Here is a 23699-nt window from a genome sequence, read left to right on the forward strand (position 1 = left end):
TGCTCACTATGCACACCAGCTTCGTCATATCGACTGATGAATCAGCATAACGACGACACTTTGCGTCTTATTAACGTGTTCTGCGCTCCCTAGAATGGCCGGCATCTTTTCCTATACTCAGACGCGCATCCGGCGTCGGGTCGCCAGCAAGGTCAGCCATGAACAAGAACAATCGCCATCCTGCAGACGGTAAAAAACCGGTCACCATCTTCGGCCCGGACTTCCCATTCGCCTTCGACGACTGGATCGAACACCCAGCCGGCCTGGGCAGCATTCCTGAGCAGCACCACGGCGCGGAAGTGGCGATCGTCGGCGCCGGCATCGCCGGGCTTGTGGCCGCCTACGAGCTGATGAAGTTGGGCCTCAAGCCCGTGGTCTACGAGGCCTCGAAGCTGGGCGGCCGCCTGCGCTCCCAGGCGTTCAACGGCACCGACGGCATCGTCGCGGAACTGGGCGGGATGCGTTTCCCGGTGTCGTCCACCGCGTTCTACCACTATGTCGACAAGCTCGGCCTGGAAACCAAGCCCTTCCCCAACCCGCTGACGCCGGCCTCCGGCAGCACCGTGATCGACCTGGAAGGCAAAACCCATTACGCACAGAAACTGGCGGATCTTCCTGCACTGTTCCAGGAAGTGGCCGACGCCTGGGCGGACGCCCTGGAGGACGGCGCGCGCTTCGGCGAGATCCAGCAGGCGATCCGCGACCGCGACGTGCCGCGCCTCAAAGAGCTGTGGAACACCCTCGTGCCGCTGTGGGACGACCGCACCTTCTATGACTTCGTCGCCACGTCCAAGGCGTTCGCCAAACTGTCGTTCCACCACCGCGAAGTGTTCGGCCAGGTCGGTTTCGGCACCGGCGGCTGGGACTCGGACTTCCCCAACTCGATGCTGGAAATCTTCCGCGTGGTGATGACCAACTGCGACGATCACCAGCACCTGGTGGTCGGCGGCGTCGAACAGGTGCCTCAGGGCATCTGGCGGCACGTGCCGGAGCGCTGCGTGCACTGGCCGCAAGGCACCAGCCTGAAGTCGCTGCACCGCGGCGCGCCGCGTTCGGGCGTGAAGAAGATCGCCCACGCGCCGGGCGGCCGTTTCGCCGTCACCGACAACAACGGCGACACCCGGGAATACGCCGCCGTGCTGACCACCTGCCAGAGCTGGCTGCTGACCACCCAGATCGAGTGCGAAGAGACCCTGTTCTCGCAAAAGATGTGGATGGCCCTCGACCGCACCCGCTACATGCAGTCGTCGAAAACCTTCGTGATGGTCGACCGGCCGTTCTGGAAGGACAAGGATCCGGAAACCGGCCGCGACCTGATGAGCATGACCCTCACCGACCGCCTCACCCGCGGCACGTACCTGTTCGACAACGGCGACGACAAGCCGGGCGTGATCTGCCTGTCGTACTCGTGGATGAGCGATGCGCTGAAGATGCTCCCGCACCCGGTGGAAAAGCGCGTGAAACTGGCGCTGGATGCATTGAAGAAGATCTACCCGAAGGTCGACATCGCCTCGCGCATCATCGGCGATCCGATCACCGTGTCGTGGGAAGCCGACCCGCACTTCCTCGGTGCCTTCAAAGGCGCCCTGCCCGGCCACTACCGCTACAACCAGCGCATGTACGCGCACTTCATGCAGGACGAGATGCCGGCCGAGCAGCGCGGGATCTTCATCGCAGGCGACGACGTGTCGTGGACCCCGGCGTGGGTCGAAGGCGCGGTGCAGACTTCGCTCAACGCGGTGTGGGGAATCATGAAACACTTCGGCGGCGCCACACATAAAGAGAACCCGGGCCCGGGTGATGTGTTCAAAGACATCGGCCCTGTCGCCCTGCCTGAGTAAGAGGAACCCCCGATGCGTGTAGCCCTTTACCAATGTCCGCCGCTGCCCCTGGAACCGGCCGCGAACCTGCAGCGCCTCCAGCGAGTGGCGATGGAGGCCAAGGGCGCCGACCTGCTGGTGCTGCCGGAGATGTTCATGACCGGCTACAACATCGGCCAGGAAGCGGTCGGCACGCTGGCCGAGGTCTACAACGGCGAATGGGCGCAACAGATCGGACGGATCGCCAAGGCCGCCGGCCTGGCGATCCTATACGGCTATCCGGAGCGCACCGCCGACGGGCAGATCTACAACGCCGTGCAGTTGATCGACGCCCAGGGCGAACGCCTGTGCAACTACCGCAAGACGCACCTGTTCGGCGATCTCGACCGGTCGATGTTCAGCCCCGGCGAAGATGAGTTTCCCATCGTCGAGCTCAACGGCTGGAAGCTCGGTTTCCTGATCTGCTACGACGTGGAGTTCCCGGAGAACGCCCGGCGCCTGGCCCTGCAAGGCGCCGAGCTGATCCTGGTGCCGACGGCGAACATGGTGCCGTACGACTTCATCGCCGACGTCACCGTCCGTGCCCGCGCCTTCGAAAACCAGTGCTACGTGGCCTACGCCAATTACTGCGGCCACGAAGGCGACATCCATTACTGCGGCCAGAGCAGCATCGCCGCGCCGGACGGCAGCCGCATCGCCCAGGCCGGCCTGGACGAAGCCTTGATCGTCGGCGAACTGGACCGGCGCCTGATGGCCGATTCCCGCGCCGCCAACCGCTACTTCACCGACCGTCGCCCCGAGCTGTACGACGCACTGAACAAACGCTGACCCTGCGTAATCCGCTAGCATGGGCACCTCACCGTTCTGGAAGTGCCCATGCCTGCGCCGACTCATTCCCGCCCCCACACCGAAACCCTGGCCAGCGGCTTGCGCGTGACCCTGCGCCACGTGCCCGGCATGACGCGCAGCGCCGCCGTGCTGCGGGTGGCCGCCGGCAGCCATGACGTGCCGTTGGCATGGCCGGGCATGGCGCATTTCCTGGAGCATCTGCTGTTTCTCGGCACCGAGCGCTTTCCCGCGCAGCAAGGGCTGATGGCCTACGTGCAGCGCCACGGCGGCCAGGTGAACGCCAGCACCCGCGAACGCACCACGGACTTTTTCATTGAGCTACCGACCGCGTCCTTCAGCGATGGGCTTGAGCGTCTGTCGGACATGCTCGCCCATCCCCGCATGAATCCGGACGATCAGTTGCGCGAACGGGAAGTGCTGCACGCGGAATTCGTCGCCTGGTCGCAGGATGCGGCAGCCCAGCAGCAACAGGCGCTGTATGCAGGTCTGGCGGCCGACCATCCGCTGCGCGGCTTCCATGCCGGCAATCGGGACAGCCTGCCGGTGCCACAGGCGGAATTTCAGCAGGCGTTGAAGGCCTTCCATCAGCGGTTCTATCGCACCGGCCAGATGACCCTGAGCCTGGTCGGCCCCCAGAGCCTCGACGCATTGCAGGCCCTGGCCCGGCAGTTCGACGCGGCGCTGCCGGTTGGGGATAAGGTTGCGCAAACGCCTCCCGTACCCTTGGTGGCTGGCTCGGCGAAAAGTTATCAACAGGTCGGTGAAGGAGTGCTTCACCAGTTGTTCGCTCTTGAGGATCTGCCGGACGGATCCGCCGAAGCGATGGCGTTCCTCTGCCATTGGCTGAACAGCGCCAAACCCGGCGGGCTGCTCGCCCACCTGCGCCATCAGGGATTGGCGCAAGCCCTGAAGGCCGAGCCGCTGTACCGCTTCGGCGGGCAAGCCTTGCTGCATGTGCAGTTCAGCACTCCCGCCACGGGTGCCGAAGCCCTCGTCGAAACGCTGCACGACTGGTTGAGCTTCTTTGCCGCGCAGCGGGACTGGCCGGCATTGCGCCAGGAATACGCGACGCTGCTGCAACGCCGGCAACAGGTCAGCGGCGCGCTGCAATCGGCGCAGGCGGACAGCGAGCAATCGGAAAGCAGCCTGTCCGATGCCGGCGCCGCTGCGCTCGGACAACTCCTGCGCCAGCTCGGCGTTGTGGATAACTTCAGCGACCGTTGGCATCTGCCCGCCGCCAATCCGTTCTTGCGTGAAGCGCCGCCGCTGGCCAACGCCAATCTGATCCGCGGCCAGACCAGCGCCCACCGCGGCCTGCGCACCTTTGCCCAGGATCGCTCGCGCAGCCGCCGGGAACGCTCGGCGATGCAGTTCAGCCAGGCCTTGCCGGATACCGGCGAAGAAGGCGCGGTGTTTGTGCGCTCGGTGCTCGCATCGGCCCCGGCCGAAGGGCTGCCGGCGAGGCTGCAACGGGCTCTGCAAGACGTGGGCGAGGACGCGCGTCAGGCCGGGGTCGAGCTGACCTTCGCGACAACGGGGAATCAATGGCTGCTGAAACTCACCGGCCTGCAGGAGCCGATGCCGGCGGTCCTCGAATCTGCGCTGCAAACGCTGACGCAAACGGACGGCGATGCCCCGCCGGCCGAACCGGAGAGGCCATTGATGCCGATCCGCCAGTTGCTCAAGGCGTTGCCGGAGCAAGGCCTGGAATCCGTCGGCAGCGCTGACGACGCCGCGCACCTGTGGACAACGGCGCGCTGGGACGGTCTGGCCCTCGGCCTCAACGCCAGGACCCAGTCGGCCATGGGCCTGGCCCTGAGCCGCATTCCGGGCACCGCGGACAATCAATTGCCGCCGCAGCCGGCGATCAACGGCGAACGGCTCTGGACTCACATCGATACCGCGTCCCGCGAGCATGCGCTGCTGCTGTTCTGCCCGGCCGCCCGCCACGGACTCGACGACGAAGCAGCCTGGCGCCTGCTGGCCCACATTGGCCAGACGCCGTTCTACCAACGCCTGCGGGTCGAGCTGCAATTGGGTTATGCGGTGTTCAGCGGGATCCGCTCGGTGCACGGCCAGACCGGGCTGCTGTTCGGCGTGCAGTCGCCGAGCGTTGCGCCTGCCGGGTTGCTCGAACACATCCGGCAGTTCATGGACGCGCTTGCGGCGCTTACCGAAAGCCTTGACGATCAAGCGTTCCGGCAACAGCGCCAGGCGCTGGCCGATCAGTTCGACGTCAACGGCCTCGCCCTGAAGGACGCCGCCGAACTGCTGTGGCAGGCCAGGCTGGCCGGCCATCCGTCGGATTATCTGGCGCAGTTGGCCTGCGCCATCGGCGAGACGAACCGTGTGGCCCTGACCGCCGCAGCGCAGCGCCTGATCAGCGCCGAAGGCGGCTGGCGCTGCCTGGCCGACAGCCCTTCGCCGGGTGCGCCGTGGCGAACGGCAAAATGATCATTACCTGAGCTGCAATGAGCTTTCTCGCAGATTCACGGGCAAAGCCTCTGAAATTTTGAGTAACATAGCCGCCTAACTATTTTGAACGTCATCGCGCTGCCGTGGACTATACCTATGGATAGCGCTGTCTCAACCACCCGAAACCATTGAGGAGTCACCTTATGTCCTGGACCAAACCGGCCTACACCGACCTGCGCATCGGCTTCGAAGTCACCATGTACTTCGCCAGCCGCTGAGTCCTGCCCCAGGCAGAACACAGCAGTGCAACGCCTCGGCCCGCCGGGGCGTTTTGTTATCCGCGTTGAAATGATGGAGCGCTCATGTTTGTCCAGATTCTGGGTTCGGCCGCCGGCGGCGGTTTTCCGCAGTGGAACTGCAACTGCGTCAACTGCGCCGGCTTTCGCGACGGCAGCCTGAACGCCCGGGCCCGCACCCAATCGTCCATCGCGATCTCCGATGACGGCGTGAACTGGGTGCTGTGCAACGCCTCGCCGGACATCCGCGCCCAGCTCCAGGGCTTCGCCCCGATGCAGCCGGGCCGGGCCCTGCGCGACACCGGCATCGGCGCGATCATCCTGATGGACAGCCAGATCGACCACACCACCGGCCTGCTCAGCCTGCGCGAAGGTTGCCCGCATCAGGTCTGGTGCACGGACATGGTCCACGAAGACCTGAGCACCGGTTTCCCGCTGTTCAACATGCTCAAGCACTGGAACGGCGGCCTGGACTGGAACCGCATCGAGCTCGACCAGAGCTTCACCATCGCCGCCTGCCCGAACCTGCGCTTCACCCCGCTGCCCCTGCGCAGCGCCGCGCCGCCGTATTCGCCGCACCGCTTCGACCCGCACCCGGGCGACAATATCGGCCTGATCGTCGAAGACCTGAACACCGGCGGCAAGCTGTTCTACGCTCCGGGGCTGGGCAAGGTCGATGCGCCGCTGCTGGCGATCATGGCCGGCAGCGACTGCGTGCTGGTGGACGGCACGCTGTGGGACGACGATGAGATGCAGCGCCGCGGCGTCGGCACCCGCACCGGCCGCGAGATGGGCCACCTGGCCCAGAACGGCCCCGGCGGCATGCTCGAAGTGCTGGAGCAATTGCCTAAGCAGCGCAAGGTGCTCATCCACATCAACAACACCAACCCGATCCTCGACGAGGATTCGCCGGAGCGGGCGGAGCTGGCGCGGCGTGAGGTCGAAGTGGCCTATGACGGCATGAGCCTGGTGCTCTAGTTGATGGCATCATCGCTGGCCAGCCAGCTCCCACAAGGTTCCGTGATACACACAAAACCTGTGGCAGCTGGCTGACCGGCGAAGGCGTCCTGACCGGCACCCAAGAATCCAACGGTTGTTCCCGGAGAACCGACATGACCGACACCCCGATGTCCCCCGCCGAATTCGAGGCGGCGCTGCGCGCCAAGGGCGCCTACTACCACATCCATCACCCGTACCACGTGGCGATGTATGAAGGCCGGGCCACCCGTGAGCAGATCCAGGGCTGGGTCGCCAACCGCTTCTACTATCAGGTGAACATTCCCCTGAAGGACGCGGCGATCCTGGCCAACTGTCCGGACCGCGAAATCCGCCGCGAGTGGATCCAGCGCCTGCTCGACCACGACGGCGCGCCCGGCGAAGACGGCGGCATCGAGGCCTGGCTGCGCCTGGGCCAGGCGGTCGGCCTCGACCCGGATCAACTGCGTTCCCAGGAACTGGTGCTGCCCGGCGTGCGCTTCGCGGTCGACGCCTACGTCAACTTCGCCCGCCGCGCCAGTTGGCAGGAAGCCGCCAGCAGCTCGCTGACCGAGCTGTTCGCGCCGCAGATCCACCAGTCGCGCCTCGACAGCTGGCCCCAGCATTACCCGTGGATCGACCCGGCCGGCTACGAATACTTCCGCACCCGCCTGGGCCAGGCGCGCCGGGACGTGGAGCACGGCCTGGCGATCACCCTGGAGCACTACAAGACCCGCGAGGGCCAGGAGCGCATGCTGGAGATTCTCCAGTTCAAACTGGACATCCTTTGGAGCATGCTCGACGCCATGAGCATGGCCTACGAACTGAACCGCCCGCCGTATCACAGCGTGACCGGAGAACGGGTCTGGCATAAAGGAATCACCCTATGAGCTTCGACCGCAGCCTGATCCCGCAGTGGCGCCCCGGCTACCGTTTCCAGTACGAACCGGCGCAGAAAGGCCACGTGCTGCTGTACCCCGAGGGCATGATCAAGCTCAACGACAGCGCCGCGCTGATCGGCGGCCTGATCGACGGCGAGCGGGATGTCGCCGCGATCATCGACACCCTCGCGCTGCAGTTCCCCGGCGTGCTGGAGCTCGGTGACGACATCGAGCAATTCATGGAGGTCGCCCGTGCAGAGCACTGGATCACCCTTGCCTGAACCGTCGGTGCAGGTGCCGCCCAAACCCGAGGTCGGCCTGCCGCTGTGGCTGCTCGCCGAGCTGACCTACCGCTGCCCGCTGCAATGCCCGTACTGCTCCAACCCGCTGGACTTCGCGCAGCAGGGCCAGGAACTGAGCACCGAACAGTGGCTCAAGGTGTTCCGCGAGGCGCGGGAGATGGGCGCGGCGCAACTGGGCTTTTCCGGGGGCGAACCGCTGGTGCGCCAGGACCTCGCCGAACTGATCGGCGAGGCGCGCAAGCTGGGCTTCTACACCAACCTGATCACCTCTGGCATCGGCCTCACCGAGCAGAAGATCAGTGACTTCAAGAAAGCCGGCCTCGACCACATCCAGATCAGCTTCCAGGCCAGCGACGAGCAGGTGAACAACCTGCTGGCCGGCTCGAAGAAGGCCTTCGCCCAGAAGCTGGAGATGGCCCGGGCGGTCAAGGCCCATGGCTATCCGATGGTGCTCAACTTCGTCACCCACCGGCACAACATCGACAAGATCGACCGCATCATCGAGCTGTGCCTGGCGCTGGAGGCGGATTTCGTCGAGCTCGCCACCTGCCAGTTCTACGGTTGGGCGCAGCTCAACCGCGTCGGCCTGCTGCCGACCCGCGAGCAACTGGTGCGCGCCGAGCGCATCACCAACGAGTACCGCGCCAAACTGGAGGCCGAAGGGCATCCGTGCAAGCTGATCTTCGTCACCCCGGACTACTACGAAGAACGCCCCAAGGCCTGCATGAACGGCTGGGGCAGCCTGTTCCTGACGGTCACTCCGGACGGCACGGCCCTGCCCTGCCACGGCGCCCGGCAGTTGCCGGTGCAGTTCCCCAACGTGCGCGACCACAGCATGCAGCACATCTGGTACGACTCGTTCGGCTTCAACCGCTTTCGCGGCTACGACTGGATGCCCGAGCCGTGCCGCTCCTGCGACGAGAAGGAACAGGACTTCGGCGGCTGCCGCTGCCAGGCCTTCATGCTCACCGGCGATGCGAGCAACGCCGACCCGGTGTGCAGCAAGTCCGAACACCACGGCGTGATCCTGGCCGCCCGCGAAGAGGCCGAGCACGCCACCCAGACCATCGATCAACTGGCCTTTCGCAATGAACGAAACTCGCGCCTCATCGCCAAGGGCTGAACCGTTCAGCGCCACCGCCGCCGTCACCGCCGGGGTGGATTTCGCCGAACTGCAACTGGGCGCCCTTGGCCTGTTCTGGAACGAATACCGTCCCCAAGACGCCGCATGCCGGATCTGGCACTGGCGGGACGGGCAGGCCCGATGCCTGACCCCGCCCGGGTTCAGCGTGCGCAGCCGCGTGTACGAATACGGCGGCGGGGCGTTCTGCCTGACGGATGACGGGGTGGTGTTCGTCAACGAGGCGGATCAGCAGCTTTACCGCCAAACGCCGGAAGGGGCGCCCGAGGCGCTGACCTCCGGCGAGTGCCGCTATGGCGACCTGGGTTTCTACGGTGGCCAGGTGCTGGCGGTCGAAGAACAGCGCGACCGGCACCGCTTGGTGTCCGTCGGTCTGGCTGACGGCCACCGAAAGGTGCTGGCCGAAGGCGCGGACTTCTACGCCGCTCCGGTCGTGAGCCCCGACGGCCGGCGTCTGGCCTGGATCGAATGGAGCCGGCCGCATCAGCCTTGGACGTCGACCCGGTTGATGGTGGCCGAACGCACGGCGCAGGGAGTTGGCGCGGCACGATGCATCGCCGGGGACGGGCCAGAAGAGTCGGTCCAGCAACCGCGCTTCGATGCTGACGGACGGCTGGGGTGCCTGACCGACCGTGGCGGGCATTGGCAGCCATGGGTCGAGTCCGCAGACGGCCTGCAGCCATTGGCCAGCGCCGAGGCCGACCACGCCCCGGCGCCCTGGCAGATGGGCGGCTGCACGTGGCTGCCGCAGGGCGAGACGTTTCTGGCCAGTTGGAGCGAAGGCGGCTTCGGTCGTTTGGCACTCGCCGGCGAAGACTTCACCGGCGCTTACAGCCGCTTCCGTCATCTCGCGCTGGATGAGCGTTTCATCTACGCCATCGCCGCCTCCCCCGTGAGCCCGTCGGCGGTCATCGCCATCGACCGGACCTCGCACGAGGTAACGGTACTGGCCGGCGGCGCTGCGCCGCTGCCCGCCGAACGCATCAGCCGACCGCAGACCCTGCGCTACCCCAGCGGCGGCGGGGAGGCCCACGGTTTCTTCTATCCGGCCACCAACGGCGACGCACGGCCGCCGTTGGTGGTGTTCATCCACGGCGGCCCGACGTCAGCCTGCTACCCGATCCTCGATCCGCGCATCCAGTACTGGGCGCAACGCGGCTTCGCCGTCGCCGACCTCAACTACCGGGGCAGCAGCGGTTACGGCCGTGAATATCGGCAGGCCCTGCACCTGAACTGGGGCGAGGTGGACGTCGAGGACGCCTGCGCGGTGGTGGCGCATCTGTCCGGACGCGGCATGATCGACGGCGAACGCGCCTTTATCCGAGGCGGCAGCGCCGGCGGCTACACCACCTTGTGCGCCCTGGCGTTCCACCGGGTGTTCCGCGCCGGCGCCAGCCTGTACGGAGTCAGCGATCCGCTGGCGCTGGGCCGGGCGACCCACAAGTTCGAGGGCGATTACCTGGACTGGCTGATCGGCGATCCGCAGCGGGACGCCGAACGCTATGCCGCCCGCACGCCCCTGCTGCATGCGGGCAACATCGGTGTGCCGGTGATTTTCTTTCAGGGCGAACTGGATGCGGTCGTGGTGCCGCAGCAGACCCGCGACATGGTGGCGGCGCTTGAGCGCAACGGCATTCCGGTCGAGGCGCACTATTACGCCGATGAGCGCCACGGCTTCCGCCGCGCCGCGAACCAGGCCCATGCGCTGGAGCAAGAGTGGGCGTTCTATCGGCGGGTGATGGATTCGATGGACTGACCCCATCGCGGGCAGGCTCGCGATGGGGTCAGTCAGACGCCGTAGCGCTCAACGCTTGGCGATGATGTACACCGCATGCACGATCCCCGGAATGTACCCGCACAACGTCAGCAGAATGTTCAGCCAGAACGCGCCGCCGAATCCGACCTGAAGGAACACCCCCAGCGGCGGCAGGATGATGGCGATGATGATGCGGATGAAGTCCATGGGCAGCTCCTGTTCGGGATGGGGTCGGCTCAAGCCGTACAAGCCAATCGACCTGCACGCCGGGTCAGGGGTTCAGTGCAATCGCCGCTCACGGCACAAAAAAACGCCCCACGCGAAAAGAATCAGGCGTGAGGCGTGCGTTATACCGCGAGACGGTTCTTGAATTCGGGTGGGAAACGTCAGCTCAGACGGCAATCCCTTTGCGGCATTGCACCTGCGCGGTGCGCACCCGGGAGAAGGCCCGGGCCAGGCGCACCAGCATCTCGTCGATGTTGGCCTGGCTGACCGTCAACGCCGGGGTGAAGCGCAGGCAGTCCGGTTGCGGCGCGTTGAGCAGCAGGCCTTCATGCAGCGCGGCTTTGACCACAGCATCCGCCGAGTCGTCCGACAGGCTCAGCCCCCAGAACAGGCCCTGACCGCGCAATTCGCCGTGCCCGTATCGATGGGCCAACCGGGCCAGGCCTTCTCGCAGATGCTGGCCGTTGTCGTTCACATGCTGAAGAAAGGCGCGGTCCTGCACGCTGTCGAGCACCACCAGGCCGGCGGCGGTCATCAGCGCATTGCCGTGATGGGTGCCGCCCAGCTCGCCGGCGTCGAAACAGCACGCGGTGCCCCGCGCCAGCAGGGCCGCCAGCGGCACACCGCCGCCGAGCCCCTTGCCGAGCACGACGATGTCGGCGCGCACGCCGAAGGTTTGCTCCGCGAGCAACGTGCCGCAGCGGCCGATGCCGGTCTGCACCTCATCGAGGATCAGCAGGATGCCCAGTTCGCGGCACAGGCGCTCGACGCCCTTGAGGTAATGCTCGCTGGCCGGGATCACCCCGGCATCGCTCTGGATCGGCTCAAGCATGATCGCCACGGTCTGCGCGTCCACCGCCGCATGCAAGGCCGGCAGGTCGTTGAACGGCACTTGGTCGAAACCCGGCAGCAGCGGCGCGAAACGGTTGGTCAGGTTGGCGCTGTCCGAGGCCGAGATCGTCGCCAGGCTGCGGCCGTGGCAACCCTGGCGGGCCACGATGATCCGCGAGGCGCCGCCGCGGTGCCGCTGCCCCCATTTGCGCGCCAGCTTGATCGCCGCCTCGCAGGCTTCGCTGCCGCTGTTGAGCAGGTAGGCCTGATCGCTGGCGGTGCCGGCGCACAGGCGCTCGGCGAGGCTGAGCATGCCGCGGTTGAGCAGGTTGAAGCCGGGGTTGATCAAGGCCTGGGCCTGGCCGGCGATGGCCTTGACCAGGGCCGAAGGGCTGTGGCCGAGGCTGTTGGCGCCGCCGGCCTGAGAAAAGTCCAGGTACGCGCGGTCGTTGCTGTCCCACAGCCACGAGCCTTGGCCGCGCACGAATACCTGCTGCGGGCGCTCGACGCCGGACATCAGGCGCTCCACGACGTCGCCGGCATCGGTTTGCCCGGCTTCGAAAGCCAGGTCATCGAGGCTCGGCGCCGGACGCCGCAATCCGAACAGCGTCATTGGAAAAAACCTCGTTTGAGGTTTTTTGAACTGCCTATGCAAACTCGGTTGAAACAAACGCTGGTCATTGCCCTTTCCGGCCCTGCAAGCCCTGTGAATGCGGTTAGACTAGGCCGGTTCCCGGCGTCGGGCCATTTCGATTTACCAGCATTTTCGATAAGTAACGCTTATGGATTTCAAACAACTGCGCTATTTCGTCGCGGTCTACGAGGAAGGTCATGTCGGGCGGGCGGCCGAGCGGCTGTCGATCTCCCAGCCGGCCCTGTCCCAGCAGATCCGCCAGCTTGAACAGCACCTCGACGTCACCCTGTTCGAGCGCAGCAGCAAACGCCTGCTGCCCACCCTCGCCGCCCACACCCTGTACAACCACGCCCTGCCGTTGCTCGACGGCCTGCAGCGGGCCCGGGAAGCCCTGGGCAACTTCAAGGGCCAGGCTCTGCGCACCCTGGCCATCGGCGTGCTGCAGACCGTGCACACCAGCCTGGTGCCGCAGATGCTCGAACGGGTGCGCAAGGCCCAGCCCCATCTGGTGGTGCAGATCTATGAGCTGACGGGGCTGGAGATCGAACGGCGCCTGCTCAACGGCTCGCTGGACATCGGCATCAGCTACTTGCCGCCGCGCCAGCCCGGGTTGCATGGCGTGAAGCTGTACGAAGATGAACTCACGCTGGTCATCCCGGCGGATCACCCGTTGCGGGAATTCAAGAAAGTCTCGATGAGCCAGGCCGCCGAACTGCCGATGTTGCTGCTGGGGGAAGAGTTCCAGATCCGCCAGATCTGGCAGGCGCAACTGACCCGGCTCGGGCGACGCCCGCACGTGCAGGCGGAACTGAACAACATGGTGGGGATTCTCGACAGCCTGCACCACACGCGGCTGGCGACGGTGCTGCCCGGCCGTTCGCAGCAGGAGTACGACGATCAGGGCCTGCTATGGAAGCCGCTCAGCGAACCGCGGGTGCCGCTGACGGTGGGGCTGGTGTGTCGCGACGTGCAACGCCAGCAGGCTTCGATGAGCTTGCTGCGAACCTTGCTGGAAGAGGTGATGCAGCGTGAGGCCGATCCGCTGTAGTCCGCGAAAGGCCTTGAGGCGAGGGGTGGAAACTTTTCTGCGGGCATAAGAAAACCCCGCCGAAGCGGGGCTTTGCAGACTGTTTCCCTGACATCCATTTCACTCCGCCACCCTGGCAGAATCCTACGTGTCCGTGTTGTTGCTTTGCGCTTCCTGCGCGACGTCCATGGAAAGAAGATTAGCTCTGGATCCAATCTGCGCATAGGGGAGAAAAGCGGCACGTCATGTAAGCGAAAGCTTACATGACGTGGCTGACTCAGAACTGCGCCGCGTCCAGCAGGTACAGCGACTCGCTGCCGGCCTTCACCGATGCGCTCAGCGAGTGGATCCGCGGCAGCAGGCGGGCGAAGTAGAACCGGGCGGTGCCGAGCTTGCTCGCGTAGAAATCGTCCTGCGCCTCTTTGCTCAGCGCGGCCTTGGCCATCAGTGCCCACATGTAGGCGTAGGCGGCGTAGCCGAACGCTTGCAGGTACTCGACCGAAGCCGCGCCGATTTCGTTCGGGTTGGTCTTCGCGCGGTCCAGCAGCCAGGCGGTCAGTTCGTCGAGGACATCGACCGCCGCATTCAGCGGCTGGGTGAACTCGGCGAGACCGGCGTCGGCGGTCGCGGTGAAGTGGCGCATCTCATCGGCGAACAGCTTGTAGAACGCACCGCCGCTGCCGACGATCTTGCGCCCCACCAGATCCAGCGCCTGGATGCCGTTGGTGCCTTCGTAGATCTGGGTGATGCGCACGTCACGCACCAGTTGCTCCTGGCCCCACTCGCGGATGTAGCCATGGCCGCCGAAGACCTGCTGGCCGTGGACGGTGGTCTCAAGGCCCAGGTCGGTGAGGAACGCCTTGGCCACCGGGGTCAGCAGCGCCACCAGGTCTTCCGCGCGCTTGCGGGTCGCGGCGTCTTCGCTGAACTTGGCGGTGTCCAGTTGCATCGCCACATAGGTGGAGAACGCACGGCCGCCTTCGTTCGAGGCCTTCATGGTCAACAGCATGCGGCGCACGTCCGGGTGGACGATGATCGGGTCGGCGACCTTGTCCTTGTTCTGCGCGCCGGTCGGCGCACGGCTCTGCAGGCGGTCACGGGCGTATTCGAGGGCGTTCTGGTAGGAGCGCTCGCCGGTGGCCAGGCCCTGGATGCCCACGCCCAGACGCTCGTAGTTCATCATGGTGAACATCGCGGCCAGGCCCTTGTTCGGCTCGCCGACCAGATAGCCTTCGGCTTCGTCGAAGTTCATCACGCAGGTGGCGGAGGCCTGGATGCCCATCTTGTGCTCGATCGAGCCGCAGTTGGCCGGGTTGCGGGCGCCCAGGCTGCCGTCGGCGTTGACCAGGAACTTCGGCACCAGGAACAGCGAGATGCCTTTCGGGCCCGCCGGCGCGTCCGGCAGCTTGGCCAGCACCAGGTGGATGATGTTCTCGGTCAGGTCGTGCTCGCCGCCGGTGATGAAGATCTTGGTGCCGCTGACCTTGTAGGTGCCGTCGGCCTGAGGCTCGGCCTTGGTGCGGATGATGCCCAGGTCCGTGCCGGCGTGCGGCTCGGTCAGGCACATGGAACCGGCCCAGACCCCGGCGTACATGTTCGGCAGGTACGCGGCCTTCAGCTCTTCGCTGGCATGGGCGTTGATCGACAGGCACGCGCCGGCGGTCAGCATCGGGTACAGGCCGAACGCGAGGCTGGCGGAGTTGACCATTTCCTCGACCTGGGCCGACACGGCCTTGGGCATGCCCATGCCGCCGTAGGCCGGATCGCCGCCGACGCCGACCCAGCCGCCTTCGGCGTAGGTCTGATAAGCCTGCGGGAAACCGGCCGGCGTGGTGACGGCACCGTCGGCCCAACGGCAGCCTTCTTCGTCGGCGGCCCGGCTCAGGGGCGCGATGCTTTTGCTGGTGACCTTGCCGGCCTCTTCGAGAATCGCTTCGACGGTCTCGGCGTCGACGGTCTCGGCCAACGCCGGCAGTTCGGCCCAGAGCTTGGCGACCTCGAACACTTCATTGAGGACGAAGCGCATATCGCGCAGCGGCGCTTTGTAGTCAGCCATGGCAAACCTCGCAGATCTAAACAGGTGATTCGTGGAGTGGTGGTTTCGTTGAGCCGGAGTGTACATCAACAACTTTTGCGACACATAGGGTCAACAGATGACCATTATGTAATTTTTGGTCACCGCATTCCGCACGTGAAGGCCTTGTGGCGAGGGCGCTTGCTCCCGCCGACAGCGCAGCCGACCCAAAGTCAGCGCTGCGCACTCGAGCGGGAGCAAACCACAGGAGATGTCAGAGCGAGAACAGCTCCGCCGGCAGCTTCATCAGGCAATCGCTGCCCGCCTCGACCGCGGCCCGATGAGCGGCGGTGCGCGGCAGCAGGCGCTTGAAATAGAACTCGCAGGTGGCCAGCTTGCCCCGGCAGAAATCGCCGTCGCCCTCGCCCGCCTCCAGTTGCGCCTGGGCCACCTGGGCCATGCGCAGCCACAGGTAAGCCAGGACGATGTAGCCGCTGTACATCAGATAGTCCACCGACGCGGCACCCACCTCGTCCGGGTTCTTCATCGCCGCGCCGCCGACCAGCAGAGTCAATTCGCCCCACTGTCGGTTGAGCTGATCGAGCTGCGCAACGAACCCGCCCAACTGCGCATGGCCGGCGTGCGCTTGACAGAACTTGTGCACGATCCGGGTGAATCCGCGCAGCAGCTTGCCCTGGCTGCCGAGCACCTTGCGCCCGAGCAGGTCCAGCGCCTGGATGCCGTTGGTGCCTTCGTAGATCGGCGCGATCCGGCAGTCCCGCACCAGTTGCTCCATGCCCCATTCGCGGATGAAGCCGTGGCCGCCGAACACCTGCATGCCGTGGTTGGTCACCTCCAGCCCGGTCTCGGTCATGAACGCCTTGCAGATCGGCGTGAGGAACGCCAACAGATCCTCTGCCTCGCGGCGGGCGGCCTCGTCCCGGCTCAGGTGGGCGATGTCGAGCATCTGCGCGGTGAAGTAGGTCAAGGCGCGGTTGCCTTCGTTGAAGGCTTTCATGGTCAGCAGCATCCGCCGCACGTCCGGGTGGACGATGATCGGGTCGGCCGGCCTGTCCGGTGCCTTGGCGCCGGTCAGCGAGCGCATCTGCAAGCGGTCGTTGGCGTAGCGGACCGCGCCCTGGAAGCTCGCCTCTCCCAGACACAGGCCTTGCATGCCGGTGCCGAGCCGCGCGTGGTTCATCATGGTGAACATGCAGTTCAGGCCCTTGTTCGGCTCGCCGATCAGAAAGCCTTTGGCCCCGTCGAAGTTCATCACGCAGGTGGCCGACCCCTTGATGCCCATCTTGTGTTCGATGGAGCCGCAGGTCACACCGTTGCGCTCGCCCGCCTCCCCCGCCGCATCAGGCAGGAACTTGGGCACGATGAACAGCGAAATGCCCTTGGTGCCGGCCGGCGCGTCCGGCAGCTTGGCCAGCACCAGATGGATGATGTTGGCGCTCATGTCGTGCTCGCCGGCGGAGATGAAGATCTTGCTGCCGGTGACCGCGTAACTGCCGTCGGCCTGGGGCACGGCGCGGGTCTTGATCAGGCCCAGATCCGTGCCGCAGTGGGCTTCGGTCAAGCACATGGTGCCGGTCCAGCGGCCGGCGGTGAGCGGGTTCAGGTAGGTCTGTTTCTGTGCGTCGTTGCCGTGGGCGTGGATCGCCGACATGGCGCCGTGGGTCAGGCCCGGGTACATGCCCCAGGAGGTGTTGCTGGAGGCGACCATCTCGCTGACCGCCAGCCCCAGCGAGCTCGGCAGGCCCTGGCCGCCGTAGGCCGGATCCGCCGCCAGCCCGTGCCAGCCGCCTTCGACGTACTGCGCGAACGCTTGCTTGAACCCTGTGGGCGTCGTCACCGTTCCGTTGTCGAAACGGCAGCCTTCTTCGTCGCCACTGCGGTTGAGCGGCGCCAGCACGTTCTCACAGAATTTCGCACCCTCTTCGAGGATCGCATGCACCATGTCCGGGCTGGCGTCGTGGGCGCCGAGGGCCGCGTAGTGGGCATGGAAACCGAAGACGTGGTCGATCAGAAAGCGCATGTCGCGCAAGGGGGCCTTGTACTCGGGCATGGTGCTTCTCCTTCAGCGGTTTGCCCTCAACCTACCGCCGGCCGCCCTGCCCCCACAATCAATGTACAGGCGCTGAATGCGCCGTCATCAGTCAGCCCGCAGCATTCTCCGTGCGCACCGCGCCGCGGCGGGTCTGCCCGAACGCCATCACGCAGTTGCGCCCAGCGCCCTTGGCGCTGTAGAGCGCCTGGTCGGCGGATTTGAGCACCTCTTCCGGCGTACGCTGCTCCAGGCGTTCGGCCGCCCCGATGCTGATCGTGACCGACACGCTGGACGCCCCGGAACCGCCGCGGCGCTGACGCCCCTGGTGGTCGTCCTGGGGGCGGTTCTCCTGGTTGCGCAACTGGATGTTGTAGGAGGCGATCGCCTCGCGGATGAGCTCCAGGTGCGGCAGGCATTCCTCCAGGGTCTTGCCGGCGAACACCACGGCGAACTCCTCGCCGCCGTACCGGTAGGCCCGGCCGCCGCCGGTGACTTTCGACAGTTTGCTGGCCACCAGCCGCAGCACCTGGTCGCCCACGTCGTGGCCATGGGTGTCGTTGAATTTCTTGAAGTGGTCGACGTCGGTCATCGCCAGCACATAGTTGCGGCCCAGGCGCTGCATCCGCTCGTTCAGCGCACGGCGCCCGGGCAGGCCGGTCAGCTCGTCGCGGAACGCCATCTGGTACGCCTCGTGCGCAACGGCGGCGGCGATCATCAGCATCACCTGGCTGCACATGATGTTCAGGGTGAACGGCAGGATGAAGGTCTTGGGCAACATCCAGAACACGCCCAGCAACCCCACCAGCTGCGCGGCGTGCAGCGGACGCGGGTTGCGCCAGTACTGCCAGGCCAGCAGCAGGAAGGCCGACAGGAACACCGGGTACGACAGCTGGATCAGGCTCATCCATGCGCCGTGCAGCGCCGGCCAGCGGATTTCCGACAGCCACATCAGCAGCGCCTGGGGATAACTCTGCTCCAGGCCCAACGCCACGCTGCCGAAGGCAAGCAGCACGGCGAACCGCGCCACCATGTCCTGGAACAGGTGAGTGCGCTCCTGCCAGGCGGCGAACAGGCCGAACAGCAGCGGCAGCAGCAGGCAGACCAGATGGAACACCACCGCCGCGTCCTCGCGCACCCGGCCGTTGTCGCGGTAATAGTCGGTCTGGGTGTCGAGCAAAAAGTAGGCGATGTACACGGTGACCATCAGGAACAGTTCGCGCTGGCGACGGTAGACCGCACAGTACGAACCGCCCAGCAACAGCACCAGGGTCGGCAGCACGTTGAACAGCGAAGTGAAGAACACGTTGAGGTCTTTGACGTACGCAGCCGCCAACCCCGCGAGCAACAACAGCAGTGAAGGTAGGAAATGACTGAAACGTACAGCAGAAGAACGCGGCAAGGGTAAAGCTCCGACCCGTCATAGCAAAGAGATATCATTGTGCCTGCAATGTGGACTGATGGGCACACACAATGTGATCCACATCACAGCCAGTCTCTTTAACGGCCGAAACCCTCGATTTCTGAGCGCAGGACTCAGGTTTTTTACAACGGCCGGACGTGCGGGCCAGCATGGCCACCATTCCTGGTGGCCATGCTGGCCAATCTCCCTCACAGATCGTTGTAGAACGGCAGCAACGGCCCTTCTTCCGGCCGCCGGCCTTCGGCGCCGTAGGGCTTGAGGCTGATCGTCGCGTCCGCCGCCTGGCGGGTCGTCACCTTCGGACTGGCGGGCCGCTGGGTCACGGCGTTCACGTCACCGACGTGGCCCTGCGGGAGCACCAGCGACGGATGATCGAACGGCGCCCGCTCCCAGGCGACGCGCGGGTCGGTCAGGGCCACTTCCATGAATTTCACCAGCGCGTCGACCTCGTCCGGCGTCAGGTTCAGCGCGGTCATGTCCGGATCGAGGTTGGAGGTGTTGTGCTGGTTCACCGCCGGGTGCTCGAAGCCGCTGGTGTTGTTGGCGTCCTCGCCGCGCCGATCGCCGCCGCGGTTGTAGAACTCCATCACTTGCTTGAGCGTCGCGCGGCTGCCGTTATGGAAGTACGGCCCGGTGAGCGCGATGTTGCGCAGGGTCGGCGTCTTGAAGGCGCCGTCGACCGAATCGCGGAAACCGACGTTCGGCTTGAGCGTGGCGTCGCACGGGATCGCGGCGCTGAGCGGCGCCTCGAAGGTGCACACATCGACATTAAGCGGGTCGGGAATCTGCCCGCCCTGCAGCACGGTGTTGTACTGGCGGGTGAACGACCAAGGATTGCCCCACGCGTCCGATCCGCCCAAGGCCAGGTCTTCCGCCGTCGGCCGCACGCCGGTGTTGTAGAAGCCGTTGTCGTAGAGGGTGGTCAGGTTGTCCGCCATCACCATCCGCTCGATGCGTTCACGCGGGTGCATCAGCAGGCGGCTGGCGGCGTTGGTCAACTCGGGGCCGCCGTGGCAGTTGACGCATTTGCCCTTGCCGAGGAACAGGTTCATGCCTTCGACCTGCTGGGCGTTCATCGCCGTCATGTCGCCTTGCAGGTAGGCGTCGATCGGCGCCTGATCGGACACCAGCGTGGCTTCGTACATCTGGATCGCCAACCCGAAGAACAGCGGAAAGTTGGCCTCCATCTGCGTATACGGCGCACCACCCACCAACACGTTCTGCGTGGCGTTCCACAGGCGCGGCTGGAAGGCGTTCTTGATCAGCTCGCGGTAGGTCGGACGGCGCGCGCCGGACACCGGCGCCAGCACCGAGTCGGTGGACGAGATCCGCTGCTGCTTGAGCATCAGCGTGTCGAGCATGCGCCGGCCGATGTCGGCGAAGGTGCGGCCGCCGCAGGACATCTCCACCGCACTGCCGGGCGGGCCCACGGCCTGGGAGGCGGCGGACGCGTCGTTGAGCGCCAGCCTCACTTTCTGCGCCACGCCGCTGCTGCCGGCGGTGACGTAGATGCCCGCGTCCGGGTCGCGGTTGCCGAACGGCGAGAAGCCGTTGAACACGTTGTTGGCCCGGCCGTCCCAGAAGTTGCGCACGTTGAAGGCCGCGTTGATCACCGACGGCGCGTTGCGCCCGGTGCTGCGGCGCACGTTGACGCCGCCGATCTGGAAGATGCCGTCCGGCTGCTGGGTGCACTTGTCGAACCGCGCCTGGTTGGGCTTGACGAAGTTGGCGTCGAACACGCCCTGGGAGCCGACCACGTCATCGGTCGAATACACGATGGGCGAATTGCGCTCCAGGGGATTGCTCAGCACATGGGTCGGAAAGTCGGTTTTCTTCAGCGTGTAGTTCGGGCCGCCCTTGCCGCCGGACAGGGTGGCGTAGGACGCCACGTCCCCCGGAATGTTGGAGGCCACGAACGGCTTGTTGAAGATCGACGCGACGTTGGGGTCGGTGTGCGCCTGGCCGGGGTTGAGCTGGTTGGTGATGCGGTGGTCGACGCCCGCGTGGTAATGGCACGAAGCGCAGGCGGTGGCGCCGTCGCTGCCGATCTCCATGTCCCAGAACAGCGCCTTGCCCAGCAGGATCGCCGCCTGGCGGTTGAGCACGTAGTCGGTCATCAGGTCGACCTTGCGTCCGCCCTCGGTGCCCGAAGGATCCGGCGGCAGCATGCCGCGCAGGGATTGCAGGCTGGGGACTTCCGGAACCGGCGGATCCACTTCCGCCGGATCGGCGGCCATGGCGCCGTGGGCGCACAGCGCGAACGGGATCCAGAAGGTCAAACGAACGGGTCGACTGATGTTCATAGGCTTCACCCTGACGGTTGTGTTCAAGTGGCCGGGCGTGATGCTTCTATGAGCAGGCAGTTCTCGTCAGCGCCGGTTGACAGGCGCGGTGCAATTAATTTGCCACTCCTTTCTGAAACATTTGGAATCAATAAACACAGAGTTTCGGCTCCGGCCTGCACCACGGCCAGTGGGGAACCTGCCCCGATATCGGGGAAAACCGAGCGCAAAAAAAACCGCTGCCCCACAGGGGGCAGCGGTCTTCAAGCGGACAGCGCCGAGGCTCAGTAGCCCAGGGCGAAGTCTTCTTCTTTCATGTCCATCAGGTTGTTCGCGCCCGACAGCATGGCCGCCACGTGGGTGCGGGTACGCGGCAGCAGGCGCTGGAAGTAGAAGCGCGCGGTCTGCAGCTTGGCGGTGTAGAACGCCTCGTCGGTGGTGCCGGCGGCCAGTTTCTCGGCGGCCAGGCGTGCCATGTCGGCCCAGAAGTAGGCCAGGCAGGCGTAACCGGAGTACATCAGGTAGTCCACCGACGCCGCGCCGACTTCTTCGCGGTCTTTCATGGCGGCCATGCCGACCTTCATGGTCAGTTCGCCCCACTCTTTGTTCAGTGCGGCCAGCGGGCCGACGAACTCTTTGACCGCTTCGTTGCCTTCGTTGGCCTGGCAGAACTTGTGGACGATCTTGGTGAAGCCTTTGAGGGCCTCGCCTTGGGTCATCAGCACTTTGCGGCCCAGCAGGTCCAGGGCCTGGATGCCGGTGGTGCCTTCGTACAGCATCGAAATGCGGCTGTCGCGAACGTTCTGCTCCATGCCCCACTCGGCGATGAAGCCGTGGCCGCCGTAGATCTGCACGCCGTGGTTGGCGGACTCGAAGCCGACTTCGGTCATGAACGCCTTGGCGATCGGGGTCATGAAGGCCAGCAGTGCGTCGGCCTTCTTCTTCTCTTCTTCGTCCACGCCGTACTTGACGATGTCGACCTGCTTGGCGGTGAAGTACACCATCGCGCGGTTGCCTTCGGCGAATGCCTTCATGGTCAGCAGCATGCGGCGCACGTCAGGGTGCACGATGATCGGGTCAGCGGCCTTGTCCGGCGCTTTCGGGCCGGTCAGGGAACGCATCTGCAGACGGTCGCGAGCGTACTTCAGGCCGCCCTGGAAGCCGATCTCGGCGTGGGCCAGGCCTTGCAGCGCGGTGCCCAGACGTGCGGTGTTCATGAAGGTGAACATGCAGTTGAGGCCTTTGTTCGCCGGGCCGATCAGGAAACCGGTGGCGCCGTCGAAGTTCATCACGCAGGTGGCGTTGCCGTGGATGCCCATCTTGTGTTCGATCGAACCGCAGGCCACAGCGTTGCGGGCACCGACGGTGCCGTCGGCGTTCGGCAGGAACTTCGGCACGATGAACAGGGAAATGCCTTTGGTGCCGGCCGGAGCGTCCGGCAGGCGGGCCAGCACGATGTGGACGATGTTGTCGGCCATGTCGTGTTCACCGGCCGAGATGAAGATCTTGGTGCCGGTGACTTTGTAGGAACCGTCGGCCTGAGGTTCGGCCTTGGTGCGCAGCATGCCGAGGTCAGTGCCGCAGTGCGGCTCGGTCAGGCACATGGTGCCGGTCCACTCGCCGGAGACCAGTTTGGTCAGGTAGGCCTCTTGCTGCTCGGGGGTGCCGTGCTCGGAGATGGTGTTCATCGCGCCGTGCGACAGGCCCGGGTACATGCCCCACGACCAGTTGGCTTCGCCGACCATTTCGCTGACCGCCAGGCCCAGCGATTCCGGCAGGCCCTGGCCGCCGTGCTCGACGTCGTGGGCCAGGCTCGGCCAGCCGCCTTCGACGAATTGCTTGTAGGCCTCTTTGAAGCCGGTCGGGGTTTTCACGCCGGACTCGCTCCAGGTGCAGCCTTCGGTGTCACCCACGCGGTTCAGCGGTGCCAGCACCTGCTCACAGAACTTGGCGCCCTCTTCGAGAATGGCGTCAACCATGTCCGGCGTTGCTTCGGCGCAGGCCGGAAGGCTCTGATAGTGCGCCTCGTAGCCGAGCAGTTCGTCACGTACGAAGCGAATATCACGCAAGGGGGCCTTGTAGTCAGGCATAGCGATAAACCTCTGCTGATGTAACCGGGAATGAACGACCGCGTAGATTTGTTGTGACGGTCAAACAGTTGTTTGAAACATACGTTTACGCCGAAATCTTGTCAAGCGTCGATCTCTGGCCGTTTGTCATGGTGATCGGCGAACGCCGGACGCAGCCGTGCGCCGCGCACCGGGCGAATGCACGCAGGATGAAAAAAGATTAGTTGAGGAAGAAGGACTTACAACGAAAACGCCGCGAACAGGTCGCGGCGTCGGGCAAAGCGGGGCAACAAAAAAATCAGGCGTAGGTGTCGATCAGCGTACCGAGCACTTCATCGGAAGCCTTGGCGACCTTCACGCCCAGTTCCGCCTGGAATTTGCCTTGGGCCATCTCGACCATGTTGCTGGCCAGGTCCGATTGCTGGCTGCGGTCAACGCCGCGCAAGCGCTCGACCTGCAGCTCCGACGACTGGCTGGTGGCGGCACGTTCGATGGTGTTGCCGGCGATCTGGCTGGCCGCCTGATCGACGCGGTTCTGCCCGGTCTGAATGGTGCTCAGCCCGGCATAGAAAGCGGTATTTCCGGAAATTTCCATGGAGCTCTCGTCCCTGGGAAGGATCAATGGCGACCATTGAACCAGAGCCGCCCGAAAAACGCCCGTCAAAAACACTAATGGCACACTGCCTTGTCATAGGCAAAAGCCGCGTTT

General features: G+C 65.3%; 18 protein-coding genes. 10 read left to right on the forward strand and 8 right to left on the reverse strand.

All coding sequences use genetic code 11. From position 1 onward, the window contains the following. Positions 1–158 precede the first annotated feature (158 nt). The 9 genes from CAG33_RS02970 to CAG33_RS03010 all read left to right on the forward strand — a co-directional run bounded on the left by CAG33_RS02970 (position 159) and on the right by CAG33_RS03010 (position 10435). Positions 159–1841, forward strand: coding sequence for an NAD(P)/FAD-dependent oxidoreductase (locus CAG33_RS02970; protein WP_085586300.1), 1683 nt, complete (start codon positions 159–161; stop codon positions 1839–1841). Between the two features lie 12 nt (positions 1842–1853). Next, entirely contained in the window at positions 1854–2648 is a 795-nt protein-coding gene (locus tag CAG33_RS02975; RefSeq protein WP_085636854.1) for a carbon-nitrogen hydrolase family protein, read from the forward strand. A 48-nt stretch (positions 2649–2696) separates the two neighbouring features. Next, entirely contained in the window at positions 2697–5123 is a 2427-nt protein-coding gene (pqqF, locus tag CAG33_RS02980; protein WP_085636857.1) for a pyrroloquinoline quinone biosynthesis protein PqqF, read from the forward strand. 164 nt (positions 5124–5287) lie between these two features. After that, positions 5288–5362, forward strand: a complete 75-nt coding sequence (gene pqqA / locus CAG33_RS02985) for a pyrroloquinoline quinone precursor peptide PqqA (protein ID WP_003422658.1) — start codon at positions 5288–5290, stop codon at positions 5360–5362. 84 nt (positions 5363–5446) lie between these two features. Then, the gene (gene pqqB, locus CAG33_RS02990) at positions 5447–6358 is read left to right on the forward strand and encodes a pyrroloquinoline quinone biosynthesis protein PqqB (protein WP_085586306.1); all 912 of its coding nucleotides are present in this window, start codon (positions 5447–5449) and stop codon (positions 6356–6358) included. A gap of 134 nt (positions 6359–6492) precedes the next feature. Continuing rightward, positions 6493–7245, forward strand: a complete 753-nt coding sequence (gene pqqC, locus CAG33_RS02995; RefSeq protein WP_085586309.1) for a pyrroloquinoline-quinone synthase PqqC — start codon at positions 6493–6495, stop codon at positions 7243–7245. Continuing rightward, positions 7242–7517, forward strand: a complete 276-nt coding sequence (gene pqqD, locus CAG33_RS03000) for a pyrroloquinoline quinone biosynthesis peptide chaperone PqqD (protein WP_085586311.1) — start codon at positions 7242–7244, stop codon at positions 7515–7517. Before pqqC ends, pqqD begins: the two co-directional genes overlap by 4 nt. After that, positions 7489–8661 carry a pyrroloquinoline quinone biosynthesis protein PqqE gene (gene pqqE / locus CAG33_RS03005; protein WP_085586313.1) on the forward strand — a complete coding sequence of 391 codons (1173 nt, stop codon included), beginning with the start codon at positions 7489–7491 and terminating at the stop codon, positions 8659–8661. Before pqqD ends, pqqE begins: the two co-directional genes overlap by 29 nt. After that, positions 8627–10435 (forward strand): S9 family peptidase, encoded by a 1809-nt coding sequence (locus tag CAG33_RS03010; RefSeq protein ID WP_085586315.1) that lies wholly within the window; start codon positions 8627–8629, stop codon positions 10433–10435. The genes pqqE and CAG33_RS03010 overlap by 35 nt, the downstream gene beginning before the upstream one ends. A gap of 48 nt (positions 10436–10483) precedes the next feature. Here CAG33_RS03010 and CAG33_RS03015 read toward each other — a convergent pair whose 3' ends face one another. Both CAG33_RS03015 and CAG33_RS03020 read right to left on the reverse strand, forming a co-directional pair. Further along, positions 10484–10642, reverse strand: coding sequence for a YqaE/Pmp3 family membrane protein (locus CAG33_RS03015; protein ID WP_065259115.1), 159 nt, complete (start codon positions 10640–10642; stop codon positions 10484–10486). Between the two features lie 184 nt (positions 10643–10826). Next, a complete protein-coding gene (locus CAG33_RS03020; protein WP_085636860.1) occupies positions 10827–12104 on the reverse strand; it encodes an aspartate aminotransferase family protein in 1278 nt (425 codons plus the stop codon). A 169-nt stretch (positions 12105–12273) separates the two neighbouring features. On the opposite strand from CAG33_RS03020, the gene CAG33_RS03025 reads away from it, so the two are divergent. Further along, positions 12274–13173, forward strand: coding sequence for a LysR family transcriptional regulator (locus tag CAG33_RS03025; RefSeq protein ID WP_085586319.1), 900 nt, complete (start codon positions 12274–12276; stop codon positions 13171–13173). A gap of 256 nt (positions 13174–13429) precedes the next feature. Here CAG33_RS03025 and CAG33_RS03030 read toward each other — a convergent pair whose 3' ends face one another. The 6 genes from CAG33_RS03030 to CAG33_RS03055 form a co-directional block, all read right to left on the reverse strand. Next, positions 13430–15208, reverse strand: coding sequence for an acyl-CoA dehydrogenase C-terminal domain-containing protein (locus tag CAG33_RS03030; protein WP_085636863.1), 1779 nt, complete (start codon positions 15206–15208; stop codon positions 13430–13432). Between the two features lie 232 nt (positions 15209–15440). After that, positions 15441–17237, reverse strand: a complete 1797-nt coding sequence (locus CAG33_RS03035) for an acyl-CoA dehydrogenase C-terminal domain-containing protein (RefSeq protein WP_085636866.1) — start codon at positions 17235–17237, stop codon at positions 15441–15443. A 91-nt stretch (positions 17238–17328) separates the two neighbouring features. Then, positions 17329–18618: a GGDEF domain-containing protein gene (locus tag CAG33_RS03040; protein WP_085629952.1), complete on the reverse strand. Its 1290-nt coding sequence runs from the start codon at positions 18616–18618 to the stop codon at positions 17329–17331. 209 nt (positions 18619–18827) lie between these two features. Beyond that, positions 18828–20942, reverse strand: a complete 2115-nt coding sequence (locus CAG33_RS03045; protein ID WP_085636870.1) for a cytochrome-c peroxidase — start codon at positions 20940–20942, stop codon at positions 18828–18830. A gap of 263 nt (positions 20943–21205) precedes the next feature. Then, positions 21206–23011 carry a phenylacyl-CoA dehydrogenase gene (locus CAG33_RS03050; protein WP_085586330.1) on the reverse strand — a complete coding sequence of 602 codons (1806 nt, stop codon included), beginning with the start codon at positions 23009–23011 and terminating at the stop codon, positions 21206–21208. A gap of 277 nt (positions 23012–23288) precedes the next feature. Then, a complete protein-coding gene (locus CAG33_RS03055) occupies positions 23289–23585 on the reverse strand; it encodes a pyrroloquinoline quinone biosynthesis protein PqqE (protein ID WP_085586332.1) in 297 nt (98 codons plus the stop codon). Positions 23586–23699: the final 114 nt, after the last annotated feature.

The organism is Pseudomonas sp. B3(2017) (assembly GCF_002113595.1).
Lineage (GTDB): Bacteria > Pseudomonadota > Gammaproteobacteria > Pseudomonadales > Pseudomonadaceae > Aquipseudomonas > Aquipseudomonas ekonensis.